This window comes from Bdellovibrio sp. HAGR004 (assembly GCF_055397015.1).
The window spans coordinates 970,352-988,725 of sequence record NZ_AP029176.1 but is presented as its reverse complement, the minus strand read 5'-3'; the positions used below and the strand labels follow the sequence as shown (position 1 = coordinate 988,725).

Here is an 18,374-nt window from a genome sequence, read left to right as displayed (position 1 = left end):
ACTGCAGGACCCTATGAGCTCAATAAACCCCCATTTTACCTTTCACTACACCCAGCCGGAGGAATACCGTTTTTCCCACGATTCCGTGTTTTTAGCCCGTCAGGTGTTTGAACTGGTTTCTGGCGACTTAAGCTCGTGGCGCGGATTGGATCTGTGTTCAGGCTGTGGGATCGTGGGTTTGGACTTTCTGTTTCACCTAAAAAAGGCCCAGTTCACAATGCCTGCGCACTTTGATTTTCTGGAAGTGCAGAAGGTGTATCAACCCTACTTTGAAGAAAACCTGAAAAACTTTGGTGACGGTTTGCCTTCAGTCCGTTTCCTCAATCAAAACTATGAATCCCTGAAGTCGATACCTGATTCAGAAAAGTATGATTTGATTCTGAGCAACCCACCCTATTTTCGACTGAACCAGGGCAAGATGTCGCCCTCGGAATTCAAAAATCGCTGCCGCTTTTTTATCGATTCAGATTTTAAAACTTTGATTGAAGCCATCGACCAGGCCCTGAATCCTCAGGGCCGCGCTTACATTCTGCTTCGTGATCTACAAGACCATGGCTGGAGTCCGCTGAATGAGGCTCGTAAAATGCTGGCAGGTCGACGGGATATCAAACAGGTGGCCGATATTCGTGGCACACCCTTGGTGATGATCTCTTAACGACAGAAAAGATGACCGATGGTCTGCGCTGGCAGGGGGAACATCTGCTCCCGTTGGATCTGGCCGATCACATGCCCGCTGAACCCGTATTCAAGACGAACACTGACCTTGCCATCCCCTGCACGATTTTCCGTGCAGACATACATCACCACACGATCCTTAGAGGACGACCCGGTGGAATTTCGGCAAGTCAAACTGACTGCCTGATCCGCCTCAGACTGCAAAAGCCCTTGCGCAAGACCGACCACCGCCATTTCGCGCACAGTGAAGGTCACAGCAGTTCCATCATAGAGCTTTCCCTGGCAAGTCGCATAGGTTTCCGGAACCGGGCGAGCTTGCGCCGTCCAACCCATCAATAGAGAGACCAGAGCAAAAAACAGTGTTTTCATGAAAGTCCTTTCGGTTCGAGGCAAACAGCGAGCCCTGTCTAACAAAGTTTCCTCACGCCCGCCACAGCTTTTCCCGAAGCCTTCGGAATCTTCATAAAAGTCGGCGAAAAGGTGTTCCGCCGAAAACCGCCGGCTGCTTCAGCTTGCGCACCTCCGGTGCTCCAGCTCTGCCGGCTGGAGCCGAGCTACAGCTCTGCTGGCGGAAGCCGGGCAAAAAAAAAGCCCCCATCCGTGAGGACAGGGGCTTTGGTGTTTTTTTATCTTATTTAAAATCTTAGACGTAAGATCCGCGTTTGATTTTCTCAAGGATCAGTTTTTCTGTCTTGATTGGATCGTTCGGGTCGACAGAGAAGAAGGATTGCTGTTCGCAACGGATTTTCTCTTTGATCAACCAGCGCAGAATGTCTGCCAGATTTTTGTTCTTTTTATCCAGGAAGAACGGATCGTTTTCCAAAGCGTCTTTGGCTTTTTTCAAAGCGCGCGCTTCGGCTGGATCGGATTCTTTCACTTTGTAGTGAGGCAGATCGTATTTTTTCACGTCTTCTGGCAACACGCCCAGGAATTTTACATTCGGAGCGGAGAAGTCAGCATTACGGATCAAAGACGCCGCAGAACCGGCTTTCAAAGTACGGAAGATGTTTTGCAATGTGTACGCATCGAGATCCCCGAAGAAGTACATTGGCACATCCAATTCATCCTGAATCAACTTAGACCAGCCACGTACACCGTTGGATGGAACCCCTTGAGCACCCATCACGATACAGTTGTTACGTTTGGTGAAGCCCATGGTCACCAGCGTATTCGCCGTACCTTCGGATTCCACGATCAGGCAGAAGTCGATTTTCTTCTTTGCCTTGAGTTTCAAAGACTGCGGTTTGTTCTTTGGCTGGAACGGAGATGTTCCCAGAGTGGAAAGATCCACCACGGCTTTATCGCCATCGGCCAAAGTTTCAGTCACGATCAACTGCTGGGAGTACGTCTGACCACCACGATCATTGGCAAAACAGTTCAGTTCCTCACGGTAAACTTCCAGCATGTCACCGATGAAGTCGATGATGGCATCAGATTCCGGTTGGTCATCAAAGTCCAAAGGCTTCAAACGAGGATTGCCTTTGATCAGACCTTTACACATGTAATAAAGCTCACGCTTGGTGTTGACTGCGCCTTTTTCCAGGTTGTTCAACAGGATTTCCAAAACGAAAACAACACGTGCCAGTTTTTGTACAGAGGACACATTCAGTTCGGTGCGAACAACCTTGTCCCCCGGAGTCAGATAACCCACTTTGGAGTTGTACAAGGAGTTGTCCAGAGAGGTTTTCACCGCCTCCAGAACCGGACGTTTGGAAGACTCCAGATCCCTCAACATTTTATCTGCCAGGATGCGGGCTTCTTTAGGAATATCAATTTTCAGGTCACGAATGCTGAGTAGTTTGCCCATTAGCTTTTCTTCCCAGTGGTTTTCTTAGTGGTTACAGTCTTTTTTGTGGTGGTTTTCTTGGTCCCTTGCGGTTCCTCAGAAGCTTCCTCCACCAGATCACTTGAAGAAATCACATCGAAATCTTCGTCACCGTGATCAATACCTTTTTTCTTTTCGCGTTTCTTCTGCTCAAGAAGCTTGGATTCCGCGGCTTCCAGATCAGCCATCGCCTCTTCAGAATCACGGCCCAAAAGTTTCTTCAAACCTTCTTCGGCTTTCTTCTTGCGGGACTCTGGTGCCTTGATGATTCTTGCCAAACCTTCCACCAGGATCGGACCGAACTGCTCGATATGAGCAAGCTTTCTTTCCAGATCTGCTTCCTTCACTTCTTTTTTGATGTGACGGGACAGCTTTTGACCGGCTTGAATCAAGGCCAGACGGATTTCCGCTACCAGTTCCTCGGAAGCATCAATCGTTTCCTTGGAGGCATTTTTAAACTTAATAAACGGAGACACGATGGAAACCGCAAAGATGTAAGGCCCTAGTGGCAAAGAGTCTTTAGGCTGACCCAAACCATAGGATTTCCAGTTCACAGATTCAATCGCCCAGGTGATCGCACAACCGGATTTATCGAATTGCAGCGGAACGCGGTTGGCAAAACGAAGCAACGTCACCGGAGAATCGTTTTGCTGATTGCGGTCTTTGAAACGCGCCAAAGCCACTTCCACCACAACAGGTTTGAAGTCACAGATGGTCGGTTTACGAGTCACAACCGCGAAGAAATCGATTTCCCCCAGACGCGTGATGGATTTGGACAACGCCTCCTCACCCACGGTCAGAACGGACTTCGTGCTTGGAGCCATCAAGTCTGTGTTCTGCACAGCTTGGAAGACTTTTTTGAAGTCTTCTTCACTCAAAGAGGTCAAAGGCTTCTCAAGAAGACCTTTTGGCAGACCTTTTTTTACGAAATCAGAAATAGCCTGATCAGAAATACGGGAAAAGCCCGTTTTCAAGAATTTGGACAAAGTCGTTTTACCGAACAAAGTGGCGTGCGTAATGAACTCACCCAGTTTGAACGTATGAGGATGCGGCAAAGACGCTTCCGGAACTTTTGGAACATCGGTGCTTACGCGGGTCACGGTCACAAAGTCCGCGTCCGTCAACTTGTAGGTGATGGTCATATGAGGATTCACCAGGATGGTGCCCTCGATGTAAGTCAAAAGACCACCGTCACCGTTCAATTGAATACGGCCATCCAGCACGAATTCAACGCGGGTGCCGTGTTCACGGTCCCAATCCAGAGTTTCTTTGTTTTTCAGAACACCGGTATTGGATTTGATATCGACATCCACTTGCGCCGAGATCGCTTTACGCATTTTTTTAGTCTTGGAAATAACACTCACACCACGGGCATTGGTCATTTGCGCCCAAGTTGTTGCTGCAGAAATACCGATACCCTGCTGACCACGGGAACACTGACCGCGACCGAACTTGGAAGACGCCAGATATTCACCGTAAACTTTGGCCAGATCCTCGGCCTCAATACCCGGGCCGTTATCTTCGACAACGATGCGAATTAAATCAGTATTTTTGGTTGAGCCCGCTCCCACTTTGGAGATTTCAACCAGGAGATCAGGCAAGATGCCAGCGGATTCACACGCATCCAATGAGTTGTCCACGGCTTCTTTCAAGGTCGTCAAAACGGCCTTCAAAGGAGATGAAAAACCCACCTGCTGGAGGTTCTTAGCAAAATATTCAGCTGTGCTACTTTTGGTAATTTTGCTCACAGTCGCTTAATCCTTACACGATGTTAACGAATTTTAATGAATGACTTTCATAGGTTAAGCCGAACGCAGGGGGTCAAAGCAAGACTTAAGGCTCGGTGATGCTTGGCGTAAATTTAAATGCGAGGAACTGAAGAGCTTCAAAAACAGGGTCTGGAAGGGTCTAAAACCCCCCTTTTTTCATAGCTATCGATAGGCTTTTCCGCGCCCATTAGACCATATTTTCAGACTGGAAGGCGCATTGACGCTTTGACTTGCCGTCGAAGAGTAGCTCAACACACGATTGTTGATGTCTGTGTCACTCACCACATTTGAAAGATAAACTCCGGAAATATCATTCCAAACACAGCCGGCAATCTGACTGCCGCCTCCGGGAATGATCTCGATTGCGATATCTGCGGGAACCGACACGGAAGCTGGAACCTCTATCGCCGCTCCACCATTTCCACCGTTATATCCGTTGGTGTCCGTATTGACGTTGCCACCATCACCTAAATCGGCCAGGCCTCCAGAACCACCGCCGCCACCAAAGTGACCACCGCCTCCGCCACCACCATAGGTCGTTGAGCAGGCCCCAGCACCGCCTCCAAATCCCGCACCAAAACCGCCGCGTCCAAAGTAGGCCTCACCGGGATTGTTACCCAATCCCGAACCAATCAAACAACTGCTGCCACCTTGTCCGGCGGATCCGTGAGTTTAACAAATTGAAGCTTGAACCGTAGATACTAGATTACTCACTTTTATATTGGATGGCTTAGGTTTTTCATCAAAGAACCGATAAGACATTGATGCTTATTGGACGTGCTTGTTTGGCATTTAAATGTCTCATTTTTGGATTCCCCTTCCTGCTGGTCGGCTGTAATCTTACAGCCAACCTGGAGGATATCAGCATTCCTTCTGTCGCCATGGAAGTGGGCAGCAAAATTAAGGGTGGCGAAGACTTCCCTATCCAGCTGCAAGTTTCCGGCAACAATTATTCAAAAGCCAAAATCTATTACACATTGGACGGAAGTACCTGGAGTCTTCTGACTGAACTGCCTCGCGGAGTTTACAACTACACCTGGTCCGTCCCCGCCGGAGACTATCCTCAGGCAGGCCTGCGTGCTGTTCTGGAGAACGAATCCGGCAGCTCACTGCAGGTGGAAAACAATCTCGAGATTGACTCCACTCCTCCTGCCATTCCCGGGATCACGGACCACACTTCAGCGTTAACTCGCAACACGATGGCCCTTTTCACTATCGCCGACTGCAGTGATGTGCGCTTTGTGAAAATCACAGAGTCCGCCACGGTTCCGGCTTTTGACAGGTCCTGGGTTACTTGTTCAACGGCAACAGAAGCTTTGGCCGCCGCAATGGATACAGACAAAGTCTACCCATTCCATCTGTGGTTCGCAGATGAAGTCGGAAACATCAATCCGACGGTCACAACCTACAACAAGACACGGGACCGCACAGGTCCCGCGCTCGCACTGACCAGTTTTCTTTCATCTTTGAATATTAACGGTGGCAGCACGCAGAATATTTCCTGGACATACACTGACGCTCATCCTCATGCAAATCCGGTGGCTCTTTCCTATTCGCTGGACGATGGGGTTTCTTGGGTGAGCATCGCGAACAATCAAAACACGTCGCCCTATTCTTGGACCACCGGGGCTTTGAATTCAAATCAACTGCGCATCCGGATCGTGGCTCAAGATATACTTGGCAACTCATCCGAGGTGATTTCGCCGGTTTCTCATCTGATTGACAGCTTGGACCCATTGATCAGTCTGACTTTAAGCTCTCCGAACACGGACACCCTGAAAGGCGGCGACGTCCTAACCCTCAGTTGGCTGGCAACTGACGCCAATCTTGGCACAGATCCCGTCACAGCATTTTACCGTGTCGATGGCGGAGCCTGGACAGCCTTGAATGGCACTGCCAACCATCCCTCCACGGGATCTTTGAACTGGTCGGTTCCAGCGAACATAAATTCCTCAAATGTTGAATTCGCAGTCAGCGCACTGGATATCGTGGGCCGGTCCAAAACCGCCATCAGTCTTCCCTACACCATCGACAACGGGGCCCCGGCCTTAACCTGGACCAGCCCGGCCGATGGCAGTAACGGAATCAACGGTCTGACTCTGAGTGGAGCCTGTGGAGCCGCCAGCGGAGACATGGCCACCCTGACCATCACCGGCGATGTCACAGGCTCTCCCTCCGCAACCTGCAGCGCCGGGAACTGGTCTGCAAATGTGACGTTCAGTGCCGGATTTGGCAACAAAACGATCACTGTCAGTCAAAGTGATGACGCGGGCAATGTCACGACTTTGACTCGAACCTTCACCCGCAATCAGCTTGCGGCAAAAACCTATGACTTCAGCTTCATTGATCCGGCTTATCGTCGCGATCTTGACAGCATCAACTTCAATTTCAATTCCTTGGCGCTGGATAGCGAAGTGGCTTCCTGGGAACTTCTTTTTGTGAACGACTCTGATTCCAGCACATCGGTTCAAAGCTTTACTTCTGCCACGCCAAACTACATCTATAACTTTAGTGGCGGATCTCAACGCCAGGCCAAAATGCGGGTTCGCATCACGGATGTGCAGGGCAATGTTTCCACCGTCACTTCCCCTGCCTTCCAGATCTTGACAGAAGTCACGACCGTGATCGGCACTTCTCCAACGATTGGAGTAACGGATGGAATCGGAACTGCCGCCCGCTTCTGGGGCCCGAATTCATTGACCAAGGTTGGGAACACCCTTTATGTGGCAGATCGTGCTTATCTGCGCGCCGTGGATATCAGTGCTCCGGCGCTGCCAACGGTGACAACTTTGGTGGGATCTTCCTATACAACGGCCTATCAGGGAATTGGCCGAAATGTATCGCTGGGACTTTCTTCCAGCGTGACCACCGATGGCACCTATGTCTATGCTTCGGATTATTCGCGCCACTGTATTTTGCGATACAACCCAAGCCCTCTTTCAAAAGAAGTAGAAGTTTTTCTGGGAGCCTGTGGCACCCTGGGAACACCCGCAGCCAATGCTGATCAGACCAAGGCGGGCTCACGTTTCCGTAACCCGACGGATCTAAAGTATCACAACGGCTATCTTTACATTTCCGATACTAGCAATTACTGCGTCCGCCGCTTTGATATGAACGACACGGTTTCCACCGTGGCCGGATACTGCGGATCTTCCGGGAATATCGCGGGGGACCTTGGCACCAATCGCATCAACAACGTGGGTATCGATATCGACAGCCAGGAAAATCTGTGGATTGCTCAACACACCAACGGTGTTCTAAGTTACACCTCGCTGACGCCACCGTTTAACTTAAAAACATTCTCTGGAACCTCAGCCGTGCGTGACACCAACTCGGTAGGGCCTGCACCAAACACCATGTTCCGTGCCGCCTACAGTGTGCGCGCCCTGAATGCGGGACCTCGCAACAGTCTTTTTGTGACGGATGAGTATTCGCACATCATCGTCGAAATCCCCTATGACCCCACCAATCCTCTGGCCTATGTCGGAAGTTCGGCAGTGGTGGCAGGACAAGCAGGTGTGGCCGGCAGCAAAATGGGTTTACCCGCCGTCAGCATGCTTTACTCCCCCACCTTCACACTGATTGACGGAAACGACATGTTCGTCACCAGTCCTTTTGCCAATCAGATTATGAAATTGAATCTGACAACTTACGAGCTGTCTGAGTATCTGGGAGCCCCTCCAGCGCTGACAGAGCATAAGGTCGGCAATCACGCCAAAATATCGACACCGCGTTTTCTTACCACAGACGGGACCCACATTTATGTCGCTGCCAACAATGCCGTCAAAAAAATCGATCTGACGGCCAAAACACTTTCCACCGTCAGCGGTCATAGTGCCTTTGGCGGTCACGTGGACGGCAACGGCGGCAATGCCCGACATACAAATGTCTGGGGTTTGGAGCGAGTTACCGGAGGCATTTACAGTATCGACCGGGCAAGCCACGTGATTCGCTTTACCGACAACTCAGGCAACACCCGCACAGTCGCCGGCGATCCGATGGTTCCCGGATACTTGGAAGCCACCAATCCGGGGGACGTAGCCCGCTTCAATGGCATGACCGGCCTTTGTTCCATCGGAAATTCGCTTTACGTCGTGGATAACGATAACGTCCGTATACGCCGCCTGGACGTGGGAGACATCAATAACCCCGTCACCAATCCGGCCACGGTCTTTATCGCCGGTTCCAGCTCCGGTTATCAGGACGGCAGTGGCGCGGGAGCAAAATTCACCGAACCTTTGGGCATTGCCTGCATCGCCAATGGCGCACATCAAGGTCTTTATCTAAACGACACCCGAGCTGTACGCAAAATTACCCTGGCGGGAGATGTCACCACCCTTGCGGGAAGCCTGGCTGCAACAGGCAACACCGATGGTATCGGCACTGCTGCCCGCTTTGACTCCTTGTATGGAATCAAAGCAGTCGGCAACATCCTGTATGTTGCCGAGTCCGCAGGACGTTTGCGCAAGATTGATCTGGATAATTCGGCCGAAGTCACGTCCATCATTAACAAAGACATGGCCCCTACGACTCCGGCCAAACGCAGATCTTTATATGCACTTTCTGCTCCCTTGGCCGATGTCGCCATCATCGGGGACAATGCCTACGTCACAATGCAAAATCAGCATTCTATCGCCCGGGTCAGTCTGATCTCAGAAGAGGTGGAGTTTATCGTGGGTCAAGGACTGGTCCGCGAGATCGTTCGTTCCGACTCTGATGGCTCAATTGAGCGCACACCCTCCGCAATTCGCGGCACGAATCAGGTGAAAGTGGGTGATGACTTGTACGTGGTATCTTTCTATGACACCGCCATCTACAAGGTCGACAAGGATGGAGTTGTCAGTCTGTATGCCGGAAAAACCGGCGTCCCGGGCTATATTGACGGTCCACGCTTAAGCGCTCGATTCTTCTCCTCTCACTTTATCAGCCACTATAATGGGGCGCTCTATGTGGCTGACTATGACATTCATATCATTCGTAAAATTGATATGACGACGGGACAAGTAACAACTGTCGCCGGGGTCGCAGGAGAATCCGGAACCAACGACGGCCCTTTGGCAACCGCCCGCATGAATCAACCTTATGGCCTGGTCCACAAGGACCATTACCTGTTCTTTGTACAAAGAACCACGGGCCTAGTGCGGGCCCTGGATCTTAATACTGAGGAAATTTTCACAGTGATGGGGGTTGCAGGCGACAACACTGTTGTCGACGGCGACAAAACCACAGGTCGTATGGGTTGGCCCTATGCTTTAACAGCCGTGGGAGATGATCTCTATGTCACCGACACCGATAGAGGCGTCTTAAGAAAAATCGACATTACTGATCCACGCAACGCCTCTGTTACGACGGTCGCTGGAACGGATGGTCTTGTCGGGTACGCCGATGGCATTGGTGCCGCTGCCAGGATGCACACTTCCACGGGACTCACAACCGATGGTAAATACGTTTACTTCACAGAACGGGGAACAAACTCCATACGTCGCTACAATCCAGCCAACAATGAAGTGACCACCTGGTTGGGAAATCCCCTTTTCATCGGACACGGCGATGGACCACTCAATGACGTCTTGTTCTACAAACCTATTCAGCCGATCTTTACTCCAGAAGGTTTCTATATTTCCGACGGCGATCACTACAATGTGCGTTGGGTGAAATAGGGCTCATTCAAGAAGAATTCAATTTACCGAACAGATCCTGCGAAATTTCCGCATGTAACTTGGCAAACGGTACTTCGTAGTGCATAAGAAACTATGGAATCAGCTTTAAGCCTGAGTCGGCAGGCGCGATTTAAAATTTTTAGCGAAAATATCAGCCAGGCCATCGAAGACGAGGGCCTGGTAGTGCGCCCCTACACCCACCCGACACTGCCTTATTTCAATCTTCTATCCACCGAAGAACAAGAACAGGTCCTTAAAGATCTGCTGATCTACTATCAAATCTGCATGGATATGAAGCATCAGGGCGACTCCCTCAAGGACACCCGTAAGTTCACCGAACGTGCGATATCCCGCCTGAATAAAAGAGCCGATCCAAAGGTGATGGATCTTTTACGCCCAGATCATCTGGTCGAAATCTACAACACAAATCACACCCAGATCTTTCGAAGCCTTCCTTACTTTGAAGTGTGCACTTATTCCCTCGAAGACATTTACTGCCGCAAATGGTATCACCTGTACGAACGCAGCCCTGAAGATCAAGAGCAACTGGATAAAGACCTGGGACTTTTTTATGCACACTCCCCTTTGCGCACCATCGAAGTGCATGCTCCCGAACACATCATTCGCGAAACCGGATCTTTGGAGCGCATGGAAATTTTGACCAAGATCTGGTGGCTAAGCCCCCTGTTTTCCACCAATAAAGAAGACACCTATATTATGGCCGTTGAGACCAGCCGTCTGCCGGAGATGGCAGTGCGCTGATCCCATAGCAAAAAAACCCGGGGACTGATCTGTACCCCATTTTTGGGACAGATTAATAAAAAGCCGGCTTGTAGAAATGCCTCCGATACTCTGTCGGGGGCATTTTATTTAGACCTAGCTGGGGTCGCTCCTTGTTATAGTAGTCGATCACTCTCGTCACTTCCTTTTCTACATCTTGAATTGTTTTGCAGTCCTTTAGCTCTAAATGATCTTTTAAAAGGCCGAAAAAGCTTTCAACGGGGGCATTATCTAAACAGTTTCCCTTGCGGCTCATCGACTGTGTTACGCCATTTTGCTCAAGAAGCCCTCTAAAACTGAAATGTGTGAAGTGGAATCCTTGATCCGAATGAACCATCAATCTTTCTTGCTGCTTGGGATGCAGCCTGGATAATGCCTTTTGCATCGCCGTATTAGTTAGACCCACGTCAATGCGAGACGACACCGACTTGCCAACGATTTCCTTAGTCCCTAAGTCTTTTACGACTGCCACATAGGCCTTCTTTCCATGGTGATTTATAGTCGTAATATCAGTGACATATACTTGATCTGCATCTAATCCTTGAAAGTTCCTATCCAAAAGGTTTGCGCAAGTCTCATGCTCCATTTTCTTTTTGGCAAATTGGCGATATTTATTCTTCCGACGTATTTTAGTTATAAGGCCATGCTTCCTCTTCAAGCGGGCTATCTTCTTCCTATTCATGATCAGCCCCTCGGACCTCTCAAGAATCATCTTCAGCTGCCTGATTCCGACCTTGCCCTTATTTTTGTGGAAGTGCTTTTTAAGCAAAGCCACTTCCTCTGCTTTCTCTGGCGATGATAGTCCTTCCCTATAAAAAGAACTTCTTCCTAGCCCCAGCTCGCGGCACATAACATGGATTCTTAATTCCTTGTCGTGGTCTTTTGCCTTAGTCAAATGATGCTTTATCGCTTCTTTTTTGCTAAGGCTCTCTTCTTTACCAGATCGTCAATGACCCCTTTTTGGATTTCAACAAGAGCTTTGAGCTCTTCATAGGTGAGTTCATCGAGGTTTTCCGATCTAGGACGTCCTGGACTTCCCAGACCCCTCTTGTCTTCTTTCAGAGCATCAGACCCACCTGATTTATATTTATCAGCCCAACGCTTTAGACAGGAACGACAGTAATCATTCTTAAAAAGTTCAGGTGGAATGCCGGCCTCTCTAAAAATCTGATCAGGATTAGCGCCCCCAAGATAGCTTTTGGTGGCCTTAATCTTAAAAGAAGGGGTGTAAACGACTGAGCCGTCAGTGATTTTTTGAACGTTGGGATTAGTCAGCAGTTCAGCCTGCTGGGTTGTAGTCAACTTGTGCATCTCTGTACTCCATAAAACAAAGCCCTATCTTATCACAGATAGGGCTTTTTATTTTGTGTCCCATTTTTGGGGTACAGATCAGACACCGGGTTTTTTGTTATTCATCCTCTGGGGTTTCTTCAGCGGGTGCCTGGGAACTTTTGAGTTCTTCCAGCGCCATTTCTGCGCGGGTTTTATAACCTTTTTTACTGTTGCAATCCTTGCAGGACGGCACGCAGTTGTTCTTATTGGATTTTCCACCACGGGCAATGGGGATTAAGTGGTCCATTGTGAGATCGGCTGGCTTAAAGCGCTCACCGCAATGATAGCACAGACCTTTTCCCAGCTCCTGCTTCCACCACTGACTTTGACGAAGCTCGCGGGCCTTGGCTTTTTCGCGTTTTTGATGCTCGGGTGGAGCGGCTGAAAAGAAATAATCCATAGAGTCGTTATAGCTTAAGTCCAGCCCCCCCGCAAGACCCGGAAAACTGGACGAGGCCGTGCCCTGGAAGAGCTCAAATTCAGGCCTCTTTTAGCCGATAAAACCCTGTGACTATTGAAGGAGTGGGATTCTATGTCAGTAAAAACCTTTAAAAAAGGCGAAGTGATCTATAAAGACGGTGATAAAATTACAGCCGTTTATTTGATCCAATCCGGTGGTGCAAACCAGTGCCTGATCCGCGGAAAGAAAACCATCGACCTTTTTCAACTTGGATCGTCCCACATTCTGGGCGAACAGGTGATTCTGGGGCAAAGCACACATCCCACCGCCGCCGTTGCCACCACTGAAACCAAAGTTCTGGAAATCCCGGTTGAAACTTTGAAACAACATTATGAAAGTGCGCCTCCAACCCTGAAAATGATCATCAAATCCCTGACAGACCGTCTGCGCCTGGCGGTGAATGATGTTCGCTCCAACAAACTTGAAAAAGACTCCTCCCCCTGCCCGGAAGATCAAGTGGCCAAGGTTTACGGTTCTGTCTTCCACACAGCCAACCACAAAGGGGATCGATCTCAACCCGGTCGCGTGATTGTCGACTGGAACATGATGAAGCAGTATTCCCAGCGTGTGATGGGCGAATCCCCGAAACGTCTGGAGCAGGCTATCAATATCCTGGTGAAACTGAAGCTTGCTTTGTATGAAATGGGCAAAGATCCCACCAATCCCGATGGACCGGATGAAATTCAGAAAGTTCACTTCCTGGATCTATCTTTGGTGGAAAGCTTCTTTGAATTCTATCAATACTATTATTTCAAAGGCGGCCGTTCGGATCTGTTGAAAGTGGACGAACTGTGCATGCAAATGCTGACCGCCATCCTGAAAATGTCAGAAAACGAACAGCCGGATCGCTTCGGCATTGTCGGCGTGGACTTTGCCAAATTCAGCGAATACTGCAAAGAGGAAATCGGAATTAATCTGAACAACGACCACTTCAACCGTCTTGAAGGCAAAGGTGTCTTCATGAAACGCAAAAACGGCGGCACCGGAGTTCAGCTACAGTTCGAAACCAAAGAGTTCCGCTCGATCCTGCAGAGCTGGAAGATGCTGCGTGAAATTGAAAAGTGGAACGAAAAAGGCTTCGTCGACATGGACGAAAAAGAAGAAAAACCCAAGAAAAAATCCAGCGGACCTTCCTGCCCTGCATGCAGCGCGGACGTTCAGGCTGGCGCCAAGTTCTGCCACGAATGCGGCCACAAGATGACAGCGGCGGCCTAAAATGAGCGAAGCATTGGTCATTTTCAAAGCTATTAACAACGAATCCAGAAAGCACGAGCTTTTACAGCAGCTCTTGAATTCTCAGGAGCTGATCAGCCTGCGCGACAAGTATGACCGCATCATCGTGCTAAAACCGATGGGCACCAACGATAAACTGCAAATCAAGTGTCATCCCCCGGAATCCACAGCGATGAACACCGACGAATCGGTGACCTTCACAGCGAGCTTCTCGCTTAAAGGTGAAAAGTACCTGTTCGAAACCCATCCGGTGGTGAATGAACATAACATCACTTTGACCGTGCTGAATCTGTTTCATTTACAAAGGCGCAAAAACTATCGCTATATGATCCCTTCAGACTATTCGGCAGAGTTCGTGATCACCTATTTGAATCAGGTCGTTTGTTCCCACGCCTGTCGACTGCTGGATCTTTCCACGGAAGGCTGCGCGATTGAAATATCTCAGACGGCGGCCAGCTTGAATCTTGAAGACATGGTTCAGGCCGAAATCTTCCTGGGGGATCGAGAGCCCATACTTGTTCAGGGACTTATTAAAAACATTCGCATCAAAGATGACGAATTCCTGACGCTGGGAGTGGAGTTCAACCACCTGGCCAACGCCAGCGAAGACCATATCGTCAGTTCTTTGACAGATTTACAGCGCGAGCTTTACTTCCGCAAAGCGGCTTAAGCCACACCCAGATAAGCCCAAAGGGAAATCCCGGTGCCAATAAAACCAAGTACACACATGCCTGTAAAGAACACCTGTTGCAGGTTTTCTTTTTTCAGCACCAAACTCATCGCACCCAGGACAAGACACAGTTGAAAGAACAAACTGGACATATCAAAGCGATCCCCTGCGGTAGCCAGAACCGCCAGTTGCTGTTCCATCTGCTGAGCACCAACAATCTGCCCTAACTTTCCATCCAGATCCTGCACCCAGTTTTCCGGCCCGACCACCTCGGAGCCCTTGAGAATTTCATTCTTTTCTTTTTTGTAGCGCAGGATGCGTTTCTGCAAATTGGCAATATGCCCATTCACAGCCACCTCGGCCTTGGGTTGAATGGCCCCAGCCTGCTTCAAACTTTCAAGCAGGGACTTTTCCCCTTCCACCAAAGTTTCCTTGATACTTTTGGATTGATACCACATGTAGGCGGCAGCCTTTTCATTGGTCCCGATGATCTCATCATCACCGTATTTGCCGGCCACCAGGTCACTCACGGCCATGATCGCGGCAAAAATAGCAATCACGACACCACAACGAACTTCAAAGCTGGAATTTCTATCTTCTGACATGACACAGATTTTATAATCATTCTGTTTTTGTCAGTCAACTGTGTGTCTGTTTCTCTGCTTCGGAAAAATACAAAGATATTATTTTTCGAAAGTCTTTATCCTATTCACACCAACAAAGGAGTTTTCCATGAAAGTCAGAGAGGTCATGCATAAGCACGCCGACGTCATCAACCTAAACCATACTGTTCGCGAAGCTGCGCAAATGATGGCGCGTGGCGACTACGGATGTCTACCTGTTGAAGACAAAGATAAAATGGTCGGAATGATCACCGATCGTGATATCGCCCTGAGAGTTGTTGCCAAAGGACTCGATCCCAACAACACCAAGGTCAGTGAGTGCATGAGTCCGGGCATCAATTTCTGCTTTGAAGACGATGATCTGGATTCCGTCGGAACTCAGATGGGTTCAAAAAAGATCCGTCGCATGCCGGTAATCAACCAACAGAAACGACTGGTCGGGATGCTGAGCCTGGGGGATATCGCCAACAAAAGCCATGACCAGAAGCTGTCCCACAATATTCTTTCGCACGTATCACACTAAAAAAAGGCCCGGTAACGGGCCTCTCTTACGAAAAACTATCTTGATGGATAATAAAGCTTATTGTCCCACATGCCTTCGTTGAAGTACTGAATCGTGGCCTTCAGTCTTTGTACCAACAGATCCCGACGGGGGGCCTCGGTCAGAGAGGCTGACAGATCCTTTTCATGGGCCCGGTCGGTAATGGCAAACATCTGAGGCTCGCCATGCCCTGGGGACCAGGTCACTGAATAGTCCCTGGCAAACAGGATGTAACGTCCATCAATAAAGTTCACGGCTACTTTGTCCCCTGGAACAAAAACAGAGCTTCCCAGATAGTTCTGATCCTTATCCGAAATCCCCAGGAAGTCCAAAACCGTCGGCAGAATATCAATCTGCTGCACCACCATCTGCGTATCCACTTGGGGGAACTTAAAGGACGGATGATATAACATCAACGGAATGCGGTAGTTCCCCTGCTCGTTCTGATATTCAGGGCGATAGTGCATGGATGTATGGTCCGCCGTGATGATGAACAGTGTATCCTTAAACCACGGTTTCTTGGCTGCCTCCTCAAAGAATCTTTGCAGGGCGTAGTCCGTATATTCCACAGCCTTCAGAATAGGCAACGGACCTTCCACAAAGCGCTCTGAATACTGTGCCGGAACTTTGAAGGGCTGATGGGAACTCAAAGTAAAGACCGAGGTCATAAACGGCTGAGGCATTTCATCCACCTGGGTCAACATCCATTGCAGGAATGGCTCATCCCAAATCCCCCACACGCCGTCATCGTCTGCGGTGTTGCCGTATTCACGGGCACCAAAATACTTTTCCACCCCGGCACTTTGCATGAAGCTATCAAAATACATGGTTCCGTTATGCCCGCCATGGAAGAAGCTCGAAGAAAACTTATGCGGGGTCAATAAAGTTCCCAGACCCAGGAAATAGTTGGCGGTAAAATGCGATGAGATAAAAGGCTCATTCATCAATGCCGGAATACCGCCCATGATGGCTCCGACTCCTTCGATGGAACGGCGCCCGTTGGCATAGGCGTTTTCAAAGCTCAAAGATTTAGTTTTCAATGAATCCAAAAAAGGTGTGTAGGACTTCCCACCGTCGACCGGCCCCAGGTATTCTTCCCCGAAGCTTTCCAGGATAATCACAACGATATTCTGAGGTTTTTGTGCCCGCCGTCCCTCCAACAGGGAGCCACGCAAAGAACCATTTAATAACGACAGCATTTGGTTTTTGTCGTTGAAGTACTTCTGTTTGCTCAGGCCTTCAGCGCCGTAACTTTTTATGAAGGTGAAAGTCGAGTTCAAAACCAGATTGTTCAAGAGCGGAGCGGTGAAGACATTGGCATTTACAAAGTTAATGGGCTTGGCCTGCAAACCGCCGCGGATGCCGATCACGCTCAGCACCAGAGCCACAAAACTTAAAAATACGTGAGCCCCCCAAAGCTTAAGCTTTCCCGAGCTTTTGGGTGCCGTCCAAACGACTGGGGATTCCGCCAGAGCCACCCGTCGCACCACCAGTACAAACAACACCACCAGCAATGTGTTCACCAGAAACAGCAGCCAATAACTGCTGACAAAGTTCCACAACTTTCCGGAAAGCTCATTCATCAAAAAAAGGCTGTCATAAGTGAAACGACGCCCAACAAAATTGATAAATTCCGTATCCACCAAATTAAGGATCAGGAGCGGCACCTGCAAAGCACTAAAAGAGATCCAAGTAAAATGCTGCCACAGACGATTCCAGCTTTGCGGCCATGGAATCAGAGACAGCAGCACCAGAGGGGCCGCCAAAGTCAGCGTGGCCACCACATCAAAGCGCAACCCCACGATGAAAGACCACAACAGATCCTGCCCCGGTTTGTTTTTAAATAGACTCCAGTTCCAGATCAGGAACTCGACCCGTGCCAGGAAATAGAACAGCACGGCCACTAAAACCAGAGAGAAGATCTTAATAATTCGATGGGACGGTCCAAACATGGGGATATACTACACTGACGGATTGCATCATTCAATCTATCAGCACCTCCCCCTTTACCGAGAGGGCCTGCTCTGCTAGTTTCCCCATCTATGACAGCAGAACAAATGAAAGAACGTTTAGAGAAGCATTATCCAGGTGCCATCATCGAAGTTTTCGATCTGACGGGCACTCAGGATCACTGGGAAGTATTTGTGGAAAGCACTGTGTTTGCGGGGATGACTCGCATCCAGCAGCACCAAAACGTGATGGCTTGCTTTGGTCCAGAATTGAAGACCGGCGAGGTTCACGCCCTGTCAATCAAGACTAAGATTAAATCATAAAAAGGACCCGTAAAAATGGCTACAACTCACGAAAGAATCGATCAGATTGTTAAAGGTAATAAAATCGTATTGTTCATGAAAGGAACTCAGCAGTTCCCTATGTGCGGCTTTTCCGCTCGTGCTTGCGCGATCCTTCAGGACATGGGTGTGCAGTTCCACGATGTGAACGTGTTGGATGACGATGAAATCCGTCAGGGCATCAAGGAATACGGCAACTGGCCGACAATTCCACAGCTTTACATCAACTCTCAATTGGTTGGTGGCAGCGACATCATGATGGAAATGTACCAGTCCGGCGAACTTCAGGAACTTTTGAAGTAATATGAGATGCAACGTCGCCCTGTGGGACCGCATTCTTAGGTTTTTATTCGGCGTGGGTTTGACTGCCTACGCCGTGGCCGGCGGTCCTTTCTGGGCGTACATCGGGGTCTATGGCCTCATCACAGCAGCTTGGGGCTTGTGTCCCGTCTATGCTTTCTTTAGAATCAGAACTCTGAAAGATTATCACCGACCGATCAACGAAGAATAGGATG

At 49.3% G+C, this 18,374-nt stretch carries 18 protein-coding genes; 9 read left to right on the top strand and 9 right to left on the bottom strand.

Going from position 1 to position 18,374, the window contains the following annotated elements; genetic code table 11:
- Positions 1-13 precede the first annotated feature (13 nt).
- Positions 14-655 carry a methyltransferase gene (locus ACZ5ZV_RS05040; protein ID WP_464120326.1) on the top strand — a complete coding sequence of 214 codons (642 nt, stop codon included), beginning with the start codon at positions 14-16 and terminating at the stop codon, positions 653-655.
- On the opposite strand, the gene ACZ5ZV_RS05035 is transcribed toward ACZ5ZV_RS05040, so the two are convergent.
- The 4 genes from ACZ5ZV_RS05035 to ACZ5ZV_RS05020 form a co-directional block, all read right to left on the bottom strand.
- A complete protein-coding gene (locus ACZ5ZV_RS05035) occupies positions 652-1,044 on the bottom strand; it encodes a hypothetical protein (RefSeq protein ID WP_464120324.1) in 393 nt (130 codons plus the stop codon). The genes ACZ5ZV_RS05040 and ACZ5ZV_RS05035 overlap by 4 nt on opposite strands.
- Before the next feature lie 274 nt (positions 1,045-1,318).
- Positions 1,319-2,482 carry a DNA topoisomerase VI gene (locus ACZ5ZV_RS05030; RefSeq protein ID WP_464120323.1) on the bottom strand — a complete coding sequence of 388 codons (1,164 nt, stop codon included), beginning with the start codon at positions 2,480-2,482 and terminating at the stop codon, positions 1,319-1,321.
- On the bottom strand, positions 2,482-4,248 hold the full coding sequence (locus tag ACZ5ZV_RS05025) for a DNA topoisomerase VI subunit B (RefSeq protein WP_464120321.1): 1,767 nt from the start codon (positions 4,246-4,248) through the stop codon (positions 2,482-2,484). Before ACZ5ZV_RS05025 ends, ACZ5ZV_RS05030 begins: the two co-directional genes overlap by 1 nt.
- Positions 4,249-4,431: 183 nt before the next feature.
- Positions 4,432-4,905 carry a hypothetical protein gene (locus ACZ5ZV_RS05020; RefSeq protein ID WP_464120320.1) on the bottom strand — a complete coding sequence of 158 codons (474 nt, stop codon included), beginning with the start codon at positions 4,903-4,905 and terminating at the stop codon, positions 4,432-4,434.
- A 128-nt stretch (positions 4,906-5,033) separates the two neighbouring features.
- Here ACZ5ZV_RS05020 and ACZ5ZV_RS05015 point away from each other — a divergent pair, with 128 nt between their 5' ends.
- Positions 5,034-9,929, top strand: coding sequence for a hypothetical protein (locus tag ACZ5ZV_RS05015; RefSeq protein ID WP_464120318.1), 4,896 nt, complete (start codon positions 5,034-5,036; stop codon positions 9,927-9,929).
- A 93-nt stretch (positions 9,930-10,022) separates the two neighbouring features.
- Positions 10,023-10,691, top strand: coding sequence for a hypothetical protein (locus tag ACZ5ZV_RS05010; protein WP_464120317.1), 669 nt, complete (start codon positions 10,023-10,025; stop codon positions 10,689-10,691).
- Positions 10,692-10,743: 52 nt separating this feature from the next.
- On the opposite strand, the gene ACZ5ZV_RS05005 is transcribed toward ACZ5ZV_RS05010, so the two are convergent.
- The 3 genes from ACZ5ZV_RS05005 to ACZ5ZV_RS04995 form a co-directional block, all read right to left on the bottom strand.
- Positions 10,744-11,604, bottom strand: coding sequence for an IS3 family transposase (locus tag ACZ5ZV_RS05005; protein ID WP_464120316.1), 861 nt, complete (start codon positions 11,602-11,604; stop codon positions 10,744-10,746).
- Positions 11,605-11,612: 8 nt separating this feature from the next.
- A complete protein-coding gene (locus ACZ5ZV_RS05000; protein ID WP_464120315.1) occupies positions 11,613-12,020 on the bottom strand; it encodes a helix-turn-helix domain-containing protein in 408 nt (135 codons plus the stop codon).
- A gap of 97 nt (positions 12,021-12,117) precedes the next feature.
- Entirely contained in the window at positions 12,118-12,441 is a 324-nt protein-coding gene (locus ACZ5ZV_RS04995; protein ID WP_464120314.1) for an HNH endonuclease, read from the bottom strand.
- 132 nt (positions 12,442-12,573) lie between these two features.
- On the opposite strand from ACZ5ZV_RS04995, the gene ACZ5ZV_RS04990 reads away from it, so the two are divergent.
- Both ACZ5ZV_RS04990 and ACZ5ZV_RS04985 read left to right on the top strand, forming a co-directional pair.
- Complete coding sequence (locus tag ACZ5ZV_RS04990) at positions 12,574-13,716, top strand: cyclic nucleotide-binding domain-containing protein (protein ID WP_464120313.1); 1,143 nt, start codon at positions 12,574-12,576, stop codon at positions 13,714-13,716.
- Between the two features lies 1 nt (position 13,717).
- Positions 13,718-14,404 carry a PilZ domain-containing protein gene (locus ACZ5ZV_RS04985; protein WP_464120312.1) on the top strand — a complete coding sequence of 229 codons (687 nt, stop codon included), beginning with the start codon at positions 13,718-13,720 and terminating at the stop codon, positions 14,402-14,404.
- Here ACZ5ZV_RS04985 and ACZ5ZV_RS04980 read toward each other — a convergent pair.
- Complete coding sequence (locus tag ACZ5ZV_RS04980; protein WP_464120311.1) at positions 14,401-15,009, bottom strand: DUF4337 domain-containing protein; 609 nt, start codon at positions 15,007-15,009, stop codon at positions 14,401-14,403. The genes ACZ5ZV_RS04985 and ACZ5ZV_RS04980 overlap by 4 nt on opposite strands.
- A 127-nt stretch (positions 15,010-15,136) precedes the next feature.
- On the opposite strand from ACZ5ZV_RS04980, the gene ACZ5ZV_RS04975 reads away from it, so the two are divergent.
- A complete protein-coding gene (locus ACZ5ZV_RS04975) occupies positions 15,137-15,550 on the top strand; it encodes a CBS domain-containing protein (RefSeq protein WP_464120310.1) in 414 nt (137 codons plus the stop codon).
- 35 nt (positions 15,551-15,585) lie between these two features.
- Here the strand turns inward: ACZ5ZV_RS04975 and ACZ5ZV_RS04970 are convergent, their stop codons facing one another.
- Positions 15,586-17,520, bottom strand: coding sequence for an LTA synthase family protein (locus ACZ5ZV_RS04970; protein WP_464120309.1), 1,935 nt, complete (start codon positions 17,518-17,520; stop codon positions 15,586-15,588).
- A gap of 105 nt (positions 17,521-17,625) precedes the next feature.
- On the opposite strand from ACZ5ZV_RS04970, the gene ACZ5ZV_RS04965 reads away from it, so the two are divergent.
- Genes ACZ5ZV_RS04965 through ACZ5ZV_RS04955 form a run of 3 tightly spaced genes read left to right on the top strand, consistent with a single transcriptional unit; the run spans position 17,626 to position 18,370 of the window.
- Positions 17,626-17,841 carry a BolA/IbaG family iron-sulfur metabolism protein gene (locus tag ACZ5ZV_RS04965; RefSeq protein WP_464120308.1) on the top strand — a complete coding sequence of 72 codons (216 nt, stop codon included), beginning with the start codon at positions 17,626-17,628 and terminating at the stop codon, positions 17,839-17,841.
- 15 nt (positions 17,842-17,856) lie between these two features.
- A complete protein-coding gene (gene grxD / locus ACZ5ZV_RS04960) occupies positions 17,857-18,162 on the top strand; it encodes a Grx4 family monothiol glutaredoxin (RefSeq protein WP_464120307.1) in 306 nt (101 codons plus the stop codon).
- Between the two features lies 1 nt (position 18,163).
- Positions 18,164-18,370: a YgaP family membrane protein gene (locus ACZ5ZV_RS04955; protein ID WP_011165270.1), complete on the top strand. Its 207-nt coding sequence runs from the start codon at positions 18,164-18,166 to the stop codon at positions 18,368-18,370.
- Positions 18,371-18,374 lie beyond the last annotated feature (4 nt).